The organism is Pseudomonas sp. Irchel s3a18 (assembly GCF_900187535.1).
Classification (GTDB): Bacteria; Pseudomonadota; Gammaproteobacteria; order Pseudomonadales; family Pseudomonadaceae; genus Aquipseudomonas.
Window position 1 is genome coordinate 112,823 of sequence record NZ_FYDV01000016.1, and the last position, 9,439, is coordinate 122,261.

Sequence of the window (9,439 nt, forward strand, 5' to 3'; positions counted from 1 at the left end):
GGCATTGTGCCATTAGTGTTTTTGTCGGGTGTTTTGCCGGTGGCTCTGCTTCAATGAGGACCGATCACTTTTGCAGGATGGAGTCGTCCCTTGGACATTTCGGGCAACAGCGCGTTTTATCCCGGGCTGAGCACGATCAATGCCGGGTTGAACCGCATCGATCAGACTGCCGGTCAGATCGCCAATACCACGGTCGAGCGCGCGGTGAGCAGCCAGTCCTCCGATGCTCAAGTCGACCGACTGCGCTCGGTCGATCACAGCCAGCAATCGGATCTGGCCAGCAATAGAGTCGAATTGTTTCAAGGCAAACTCCAGGCAGCGCTGGGCGTCAATATCGCCAAGGCGTCTGACGAAATGCTCGGTACGTTGATCGATACGTACGCCTGATCCCTCGCTGAATCCTTTGCCCTAACGCCGCTGTCTGCGCGGCGTTCTGTCGGGCATGTCCTTGCCGTTCAACTAATCTTTCCTACACGTTCTGTTGCTTTGTGCACCGGCTGAACGCCTGTGCGCGCGTGCTTTTCCCACAGCTGATGACGAACGGCAAAAGATCGATGCTTGACAAGATTTCGGCGTAAACGTATGTTTCAAACAACTGTTTGACCGTCACAACAAATCATCACGGTCGTTCATTCCCGGTTACATCAGCAGAGGTTTATCGCTATGCCTGACTACAAGGCCCCCTTGCGTGATATTCGCTTCGTTCGTGACGAACTGCTCGGCTACGAAGCGCATTATCAGAGCCTTCCGGCTTGCCAGGACGCTACCCCGGACATGGTTGACGCCATTCTCGAGGAAGGCGCCAAGTTTTGTGAGCAGGTGCTGGCTCCGCTGAACCGCGTGGGTGACACCGAAGGCTGCACCTGGAGCGAGTCCGGTGTTAAGACCCCGACTGGCTTCAAAGAAGCCTACAAGCAATTCGTCGAAGGCGGCTGGCCAAGCCTGGCGCACGACGTCGAGCACGGCGGTCAAGGCCTGCCGGAGTCCCTGGGTCTGGCCGTGAGCGAAATGGTTGGCGAGTCCAACTGGTCGTGGGGCATGTACCCGGGCCTGTCGCACGGCGCGATGAACACCATCTCCGAGCACGGTACGCCAGAGCAGCAAGAGGCTTACCTGACCAAGCTGGTATCCGGCGAATGGACCGGCACCATGTGCCTGACCGAGCCGCACTGCGGCACCGACCTGGGCATGCTGCGCACCAAGGCCGAGCCTCAGGCTGATGGCTCCTACAAGGTTTCCGGCACCAAGATCTTCATCTCGGCCGGTGAACACGACATGGCCGACAACATCGTCCACATCGTGCTGGCCCGCCTGCCGGATGCACCGGCTGGCACCAAAGGCATTTCGCTGTTTATCGTTCCCAAGTTCCTGCCGAACGCCGATGGCAGCATCGGTGCACGCAACGCCGTGACCTGTGGTTCCCTGGAACACAAAATGGGTATCCACGGTAACGCCACCTGCGTGATGAACTTCGACGCGGCCACCGGTTTCCTGATCGGCCCGGCGAACAAAGGTCTGAACTGCATGTTCACCTTCATGAACACCGCACGTCTGGGTACGGCGCTGCAAGGTCTGGCTCACGCCGAGATCGGTTTCCAGGGTGGCCTGAAGTACGCTCGCGATCGCTTGCAAATGCGTTCCCTGACTGGCCCGAAAGCGCCGGAAAAAGCCGCAGACCCGATCATCGTGCACCCGGATGTACGTCGTATGCTGTTGACCATGAAGGCGTTCGCCGAAGGCAACCGTGCGATGGTTTACTTCACTGCCAAGCAAGTCGACATCGTCAAGTACGGCGTGGATGAAGAAGAGAAGAAGAAAGCCGACGCATTGCTGGCCTTCATGACGCCAATCGCCAAGGCCTTCATGACCGAAGTCGGTTTCGAGTCGGCTAACCACGGCGTGCAGATCTATGGTGGCCACGGCTTCATCGCTGAGTGGGGCATGGAGCAGAACGTTCGCGACAGCCGTATTTCCATGCTGTACGAAGGCACCACCGGTATCCAGGCACTCGACCTGCTGGGCCGTAAAGTGCTGATGACTCAAGGCGAGGCTCTGAAAGGCTTCACCAAGATCGTCCACAAGTTCTGCCAGACCAACGAAGGCAACGAAGCGGTCAAGGAATTCGTCGCACCGCTGGCTGCACTGAACAAGGAATGGGGCGAACTGACCATGAAGGTCGGTATGGCCGCGATGAAAGACCGCGAAGAAGTGGGCGCTGCGTCCGTGGACTACCTGATGTACTCCGGTTACGCCTGCCTGGCTTACTTCTGGGCTGACATGGCGCGTCTGGCTGCTGAAAAACTGGCTGCCGGCACTACCGAAGAGGCGTTCTACACCGCCAAGCTGCAGACTGCGCGCTTCTACTTCCAGCGCATCCTGCCGCGTACCCGCACTCACGTTGTGACCATGCTGTCGGGTGCGAACAACCTGATGGCCATGAAAGAAGAAGACTTCGCACTGGGCTACTAAGCCTCAGGCAGTTCTTCAATAAGCCGCTGCTCCTTCGGGAACAGCGGCTTTTTCATGCCCGGAGGAACCCGATGAAAATTCCCGACTAAAACGCTAAGCAGAACGTTTTGGCTGCCGTTAAAGAGTAGGCAATGTGATGCACGTCACATTGTATGTGCTTAATTGCCAGGATTGCTGGCACAATGCCATCTACTGATTTGCCGGGCCGGAGCTTTACCCTTGCCGCGTTCTTCTGCTGCACGCTTGAGTCACTTCATACCTTCATTGCTGTTGTTACTTGCGGGGCTTGCAGCTGCCTACGTCAAGGATCTCAACGTCTTCTTCACTTCGCTGTTCAACGTGCTGCCGACCCTGGTGCTGCTGCTCGGTGGTGCGTACTGCGCGGTTTACCGCCGTCAGCGTGAACTGTTTTTGATGGTCACGGTGTACATCGCCTACTTTCTGCTCGACACCCAGACCGATTACTACCGTGATTTCGGCAAGGTCCGTGAGGACGCCGCCGTGGTGTTCCACCTCTGTTGCTTGTTGTTGCCGCTGCTCTACGGGCTGTTCGCGGCGTGGCAGGAGCGCACCCACCTGTTCCAGGACATGGTTGCGCGGTTTGCTGTGCTGCTGGCCTTTGGCAGCGTTGCCCTGGCGCTGGAGCAAAGCTATCCACAGGCGCTGCTGGCGTGGTTGGCGGAAATACGCTGGCCGGCACTGCATGGCACCTGGATGAGCCTGATCCAGCTGTCGTACCCGGTGTTCATCGCGGCCTTCATGCTGCTGGCCTACCAGTACTGGCGCAATCCACGGCCCTTGCATGCAGCGCAGTTGGTGGGCCTGCTCGGGTTGTTCTGGATGCTGCCCAAAACCTTCATCCTGCCGTTCACCCTCAACATCATGTGCAGTCAGGTCATGTTGATGATCGCGGCCGCCGTTGCCCATGAGGCCTATCAAATGGCCTTTCGTGATGAGCTGACCGGGCTGCCGGGACGCCGCGCCTTGAACGAGCGCCTGCAGCGCCTGGGGCGCAACTATGTGCTGGCGATGAGTGATGTCGACCACTTCAAGAAATTCAACGACACCCATGGCCACGACGTCGGCGACCAGGTGCTGCGTCTGGTCGCCAGCAAGCTGTCGAAGATCGGTGGTGGCGGTCGGGCCTACCGTTACGGGGGCGAGGAGTTTGCCCTGGTGTTCGCGGCCAGGACCCTGGAAGAGTGCCTGCCGCATCTGGAGGCCATTCGCGAGTCGATTGCCGACTACAACATTCAGCTGCGTAACCAGGAAAACCGCCCGCAGGACGATCAGCAAGGTCGCCAACGTCGCTCCGGTGCCAGAGCTTCCAGTGTATCGGTGACGGTGAGCATCGGCGTCGCCGAGCGGCTGGAGCAGCGAACTCCGGAAGAAGTGCTCAAGTCCGCCGACCAGGCGCTCTATAACGCCAAGGGGGCGGGGCGTAACTGTGTGATGGCCTTCGGTCAGAGTCGTCGTGGCGCGGTGCGCATGGAGGGCGCTGCGGGTTGAGTGATGATGGGCGTGGCAGGCCTACAATATTTCACCAGTGACTAAAAATTACAAACAAGTCACGAGTTGACCCTATGTGTCGTAAAAGTTGTTCGGGTACACTCAAGGACTTGTTGAAACCCGATCCTATGAATCACTTTTTCACGTTCCTGTGAGGTTTGCCATGGCTGACTACAAAGCGCCCCTGCGCGATATGCGCTTCGTCCTCAATGAAGTTTTCGAGGTGGCCAAGCTTTGGGCTGAACTGCCTGCCCTGGCCGATACCGTTGATGCCGAGACTGTCGAGGCGATCCTTGAGGAAGCCGGCAAAGTCACCAGCAAAAGCATTGCGCCCCTGAGCCGTGCGGCCGACGAAGAAGGCTGCCATTGGAGTGACGGAGTCGTGACCACGCCAGCCGGTTTCCCGCAGGCCTACCAGACTTACGCTGAAGGCGGTTGGGTCGGAGTGGGCGGTGACCCGGCCTTCGGCGGCATGGGCATGCCCAAGGCGGTTTCGGCCCAAGTCGAGGAAATGGTCAACTCGGCCAGCCTGTCGTTCGGCCTGTACCCGATGCTGACGGCCGGTGCCTGCCTGTCGATTAACGCGCACGCCAGTGAAGAACTGAAAGCCGCGTACCTGCCGAACATGTACGCCGGTGTCTGGGCCGGGTCCATGTGCCTGACCGAGCCGCATGCCGGCACCGACCTGGGGATCATCCGTACCAAGGCCGAACCTCAGGCCGACGGTTCCTACAAGGTCAGCGGCACCAAGATCTTCATCACCGGTGGTGAGCATGACCTGACCGAGAACATCATTCACCTGGTGCTGGCCAAGCTGCCGGACGCGCCAGCGGGACCAAAGGGCATTTCGCTGTTCCTGGTGCCCAAGTTCATGGTCAATGCCGATGGCAGCCTCGGCGCGCGTAACCCGGCCAACTGCGGCTCGATCGAACACAAGATGGGCATCCAGGCCTCCGCGACCTGCGTGATGAACTTCGACGAAGCCGTGGGTTACCTGGTGGGTGAGCCGAACAAAGGCCTGGCGGCCATGTTCACCATGATGAACTACGAGCGTCTGGGCGTGGGCATCCAGGGCCTGGCCACGGGCGAGCGCTCGTATCAGAACGCGGTCGAGTATGCGCGTGATCGCCTGCAGAGCCGTTCGCCAACCGGCGCACAGAACAAGGACAAGGTGGCTGACCCGATCATCGTTCACCCGGACGTGCGTCGCATGTTGCTGACCATGAAGGCTTCGAACGAAGGTGGCCGTGCGTTCTCCACCTACGTGGCGATGCAACTGGACACCGCCAAGTTCAGCGAAGACCCGGTCACGCGCAAGCGTGCCGAAGAGTTGGTGGCGCTGCTGACCCCGGTCGCCAAGGCGTTCCTCACCGACCTGGGCCTGGAAACCACCGTGCATGGCCAGCAGGTGTTTGGTGGCCACGGTTACATCCGCGAGTGGGGCCAGGAGCAACTGGTGCGCGATGTGCGGATCACCCAGATCTACGAAGGCACCAACGGCATTCAGGCCCTTGACCTGGTCGGGCGCAAGATCGTCGGTAGCGGCGGTGCGTACTACCAACTGTTCGCTGACGAGATCCGTCATTTCACTGCAACCGCCAGTGCCGATCTGGCCGAGTTCACTCAGCCGTTGAACGATGCCGTACAGACGCTGGACGAACTGACGGCCTGGTTGCTGGATCGCGCCAAGGGCAACCCGAACGAAATCGGTGCCGCGTCGGTGGAATACCTGCAGGTGTTCGGCTATGTGTCCTACGCTTACATGTGGGCGCTGATGGCCAAGGCCGCCTTCGGCAAAGAAGCGCAGGACGATTTCTACGCCAGCAAACTGGGGACTGCGCGGTTCTATTTCGCCCGTCTGCTGCCGCGGATTCACTCCCTGAGTGCGTCGGTCAAGGCGGGTAGCGAGTCGTTGTTCTTACTGGACGCGGCGCAATTCTGAGGAGTGTCACGGCATGTAAGCATTTACTTACATGTCGTGCTGTCTTTCTCTCCTATCGGTAAATTGGATCCACAGCTAATCTACTGCTCATGGACGTCGCGCAGGAAGCGCAAAGCAACAACACGGACACGTAGGATTCTGCCAGGACGGTGGAGTGAAATGGATGTCAGGGAAACAGTCTGCAAAGCCCCGCTTCGGCGGGGTTTTCTTTTGCCTGCGATTTGTGTTTTTGCTCCTCAGGCCTGTACATCCAGTACCGTCGGGCTTGCCAAGCGTCCCTCCGGACTGCTCATCACGTCTTCCAGCAGGTTACGCAGCAGCTCCAGGGTTGCTTGCTGGCGCTGCACATCGCGACAGACCAAGCCGATTTTCAGCGGCACTCGCGGTTCACTCAAGGGTTTCCACAGCAGCGCCTTGTTGCCGTGTTCCTGTTGCGAGCGACCGGGTAGGACCGTGGCCAGCCGGGTATGGGGCAAACTGTCGAGAATGCCGGCCATGTTGTTCAATTCCGCCTGTACCTGCGGGCGTCGTCCGAGACTGGCCAGTTGTCCCTGCCAGATCTGCCGGATCTGAAACTCCTCACCCAAGAGCAGCATCGGCAACTCGGCCGCCTGGCTCATGGAGACTTTCTTGAATTCACGCAACGGGTGATCGGCGGGGATGACCAGGGTCAGTTCGTCTTCGTACAGCAACACGCCATGCAGCCCCGGTTGGCGTGGCGGTAAATAACTGATGCCGATGTCCAGTGAGCCGTTGAGCAATCGACGCTCGATTTCCAGCCCGGTGAGTTCGTAGATCTGCACCACCAGGTGCGGCTGTGCCGTGCGCACCCGTTCGAGCATTTTCGGCACCAGGCTGGTATGAACGGTTTGCAGCACGCCGATGGCCAATGTACGCAGGGCCTGCCCCTTGAAGTTACCCAGTGCCTCCCGTGCCCGTTGCAGGCCGTCGAGCAGGGGCAGGGCATGGTTGTACAGCGTATGGGCGGCCAGGGTGGGCAGCAGGCGTTTACTGCTGCGTTCGAACAGGCTCACATCGAGGTGTTGTTCCAGTTGGCGGATCTGTTGTGACAGTGCCGGCTGGGAGATCGACAAGCGTTCCGCGGCCCGCCCGACATGGCCTTCTTCATACACCGCGACGAAATAACGCAGTTGCTTAAAATCCATAAGTATTTCTTATCGAAAAAGCTGGAAAATCGAAATGGCTCAGCGCCTGACAGAAGCCTAGTCTAACCGCATTCACAAGGCTTACAGGGCCAGAGAGCGCGATGAATACCGTTTACGTTGATGGTGTTTACATAGGCAAGGCAAAAAACCTCGGGCAGGGCTTGGTCAGCGATACCGACAAAGAGCGGATTGCCAACCGGCTCTGGTTGTGGCCGCAAGGTTTGGGCAGCGACGAGCACGGCGATCCGCGCTTTCACACCGGTCCCGAACGCGCGCTGCATCACTACCCGGCCGAGCACTACACCTATTGGCGTAAACGTTATCCACAGATCGACTGGTGCGCGCCGGCCTTCGGTGAAAACCTCTCGACCCGAGGGCTCACCGAAGAACACGTGTGCCTGGGCGACCTGTTTCGTTGGGGCGGTGCCTTGCTGCAGGTCAGCCAGCCGCGCTCGCCGTGCTATCGGTTGAGCCATCGCTGGGGTGTGCCGATCCTGCCACAACTGGCCCAGGACACAGGCCGCTGTGGTTGGTTCTATCGGGTGCTCAAGCCTGGATTTGTCAGCGGTGACCAACCGTTCGAGCTGATTCAACGCAGCTATCCCGGCCTGACCGTGGCCTGGGCCTTGCGCAGTTTTTATCGCGAACCGCTGGAGCATGCCGGTTTGAAAAAGCTGGTCGATTGCCCCGCGTTGTCCTCGCGCTGGCGTGATCTTGCGCTCAAGCGCATGCGCACCGGGCGCGTGGAGAATTGGTCCTCGCGTTTGCTGGGTTTGCCACTGGAGGGGCTGCGAGCATGAACCTGTTCAATCTGCGCCGCCCTCAGCCGAGTCTTGATGACCTGACTGCGGACCCTGCTCAACCGCCAAGGGGCGATAACCCCTCCAGTGAGTGCCTGATGGCGAGTGTCGAGCGGCCCCCGCAGGTTTTCGTCCGCGGCCAGGGCTCCTGGTTATGGGACAGTAGCGACCGCGCTTACCTGGACTTCACTCAAGGCGCGGCGGCCAACAGTCTCGGACACAGCCCAACGGTGCTGGTCAAGGCCATCGCCGCTCAGGCCCAGGCGCTGATCAATCCCGGGTCGGGGTTGTTCAACCGTGGTCAGCTCAACCTGGCCGAGCGGCTGTGCCTGAGTACGGGCAGTGACCAGGCGTATCTGCTCAACACCGGCAGTGAGGCCTGTGAAGCAGCGATCAAGTTGGCGCGTAAATGGGGACAACTGCATCGCGGTGGGGCTTCGCGAATCATTACTGCCAGTGGTAGCTGTCATGGCCGCAACCTGGCGGCAATGTCCGCGTCGGACTGTCAGAGCAATCGGTTTGAGCCACAGCTCCCGGGCTTCGCTCAGGTTCCGTTCAATGACTTGTCCGCGCTGCATGCGGCGGTGGACGCGCAGACGGTGGCCATCATGCTGGAGCCGATCCAGGTCAGCTCGGGTGTCGTGCCGGCGACGGAGCATTACCTCAAGGGCGTTGAGCGCTTGTGCCGTGAGTTGGGCATTCTGCTGATTCTCGACGAAGTACACACCGGCATCGGCCGTTGCGGCAGTCTGCTCGCCGAACAGCAGTATGCGGTGCGTGCCGACATCATCGCCTTGGGCAAGGGCCTGGGCGGCGGAGTACCGGTGGCAGCCGTGCTGGCGCGCGGCAAAGCCTGCTGTTTTGAGCCGGGCGAGCTGGATGGTACTCATCACGGCAATCCCCTGATGGCGTCGGCCGGTCTGGTGGTGCTCGACAGCGTACTCAATCACGGCTTCCTCGAGCATGTTCGCGACAGCGCACAACACCTGCGCGAAGGCTTGAATCGGCTGGCCAACCGCTATGGACATGGCGAGCCAAGAGGGCAAGGGCTGCTCTGGGGGCTTACGCTCAGTGACGACTCGGCTGACGCCGTGGTGAAAGCCGCGCGGTACGAAGGCCTGTTGCTCAGCGCCCCGCAGCCTGACTGTCTGTTGTTGACGCCGGCACTCACCGTCAGCAAGGCCAACATCGACGAAATGCTCCTGCGCCTGGCGCGAGCATTTTCCCGGGTACACACCGCTCAACTTCAATGCCGCAGGGGCATCGCGGTCTGAAGCCAGCGGCACTTTCCTAATACCTGAACCGTCTCGCGGTATAACGCGTCGCCCCATGCCTGATCTTTTTGGCATGGGGCGTTTTTTTGTCTCGACGATTTTCAGAAGCCTGTTCGGTGCTTGAACCATCGCCAAAACAATGGCCTTTTAAATGGTTCTTCACGGATTACCGGGAAAGACGCTCTTGATCTTCATGAAAAAGAATTCGCTATCCCGGTAACCGTACGCCACCCGCTTGATGACCTTTATTCGATTGTTGATACCTTCCAACTGACCCGT

8 protein-coding genes are annotated in these 9,439 nt (G+C 59.6%); 6 read left to right on the forward strand and 2 right to left on the reverse strand.

All coding sequences use genetic code 11. The annotated features are described in order from the left end of the window. The first annotated feature begins 90 nt into the window (after positions 1-90). The 4 genes from CKW29_RS20270 (at position 91) to CKW29_RS20285 (ending at position 5,920) form a co-directional block, all read left to right on the forward strand. On the forward strand, positions 91-387 hold the full coding sequence (locus tag CKW29_RS20270; protein ID WP_095148970.1) for a pyrroloquinoline quinone biosynthesis protein PqqE: 297 nt from the start codon (positions 91-93) through the stop codon (positions 385-387). Positions 388-663: 276 nt separating this feature from the next. Then, entirely contained in the window at positions 664-2,469 is a 1,806-nt protein-coding gene (locus CKW29_RS20275) for a phenylacyl-CoA dehydrogenase (RefSeq protein ID WP_095148971.1), read from the forward strand. Positions 2,470-2,688: 219 nt separating this feature from the next. After that, the gene (locus CKW29_RS20280; protein WP_095147162.1) at positions 2,689-3,978 is read left to right on the forward strand and encodes a diguanylate cyclase; all 1,290 of its coding nucleotides are present in this window, start codon (positions 2,689-2,691) and stop codon (positions 3,976-3,978) included. 163 nt (positions 3,979-4,141) lie between these two features. Next, positions 4,142-5,920 carry an acyl-CoA dehydrogenase C-terminal domain-containing protein gene (locus tag CKW29_RS20285; protein ID WP_095148972.1) on the forward strand — a complete coding sequence of 593 codons (1,779 nt, stop codon included), beginning with the start codon at positions 4,142-4,144 and terminating at the stop codon, positions 5,918-5,920. Between the two features lie 236 nt (positions 5,921-6,156). Here the strand turns inward: CKW29_RS20285 and CKW29_RS20290 are convergent, their stop codons facing one another. Continuing rightward, positions 6,157-7,086, reverse strand: coding sequence for a LysR family transcriptional regulator (locus CKW29_RS20290; protein ID WP_095147161.1), 930 nt, complete (start codon positions 7,084-7,086; stop codon positions 6,157-6,159). Between the two features lie 101 nt (positions 7,087-7,187). Here CKW29_RS20290 and CKW29_RS20295 point away from each other — a divergent pair, with 101 nt between their 5' ends. Continuing rightward, positions 7,188-7,886, forward strand: a complete 699-nt coding sequence (locus tag CKW29_RS20295) for an MOSC domain-containing protein (protein ID WP_095148973.1) — start codon at positions 7,188-7,190, stop codon at positions 7,884-7,886. Continuing rightward, positions 7,883-9,160: an aspartate aminotransferase family protein gene (locus CKW29_RS20300; protein ID WP_095148974.1), complete on the forward strand. Its 1,278-nt coding sequence runs from the start codon at positions 7,883-7,885 to the stop codon at positions 9,158-9,160. Before CKW29_RS20295 ends, CKW29_RS20300 begins: the two co-directional genes overlap by 4 nt. A gap of 159 nt (positions 9,161-9,319) precedes the next feature. Here CKW29_RS20300 and CKW29_RS20305 read toward each other — a convergent pair. Then, the coding region (locus CKW29_RS20305; protein ID WP_141234428.1) for a transposase at positions 9,320-9,439 on the reverse strand (120 nt) is incomplete at its 5' end.

Excerpts from the sequence above, each read along its gene's own strand:
- CKW29_RS20290 (WP_095147161.1), bottom strand. The coding sequence starts at position 7,086 with ATGGATTTTAAGCAACTGCGTTATTTCGTCGCGGTGTATGAAGAAGGC.
- CKW29_RS20285 (WP_095148972.1), top strand. The coding sequence starts at position 4,142 with ATGGCTGACTACAAAGCGCCCCTGCGCGATATGCGCTTCGTCCTCAAT.
- CKW29_RS20300 (WP_095148974.1), top strand. The coding sequence starts at position 7,883 with ATGAACCTGTTCAATCTGCGCCGCCCTCAGCCGAGTCTTGATGACCTG.
- CKW29_RS20295 (WP_095148973.1), top strand. The coding sequence starts at position 7,188 with ATGAATACCGTTTACGTTGATGGTGTTTACATAGGCAAGGCAAAAAAC.
- CKW29_RS20275 (WP_095148971.1), top strand. The coding sequence starts at position 664 with ATGCCTGACTACAAGGCCCCCTTGCGTGATATTCGCTTCGTTCGTGAC.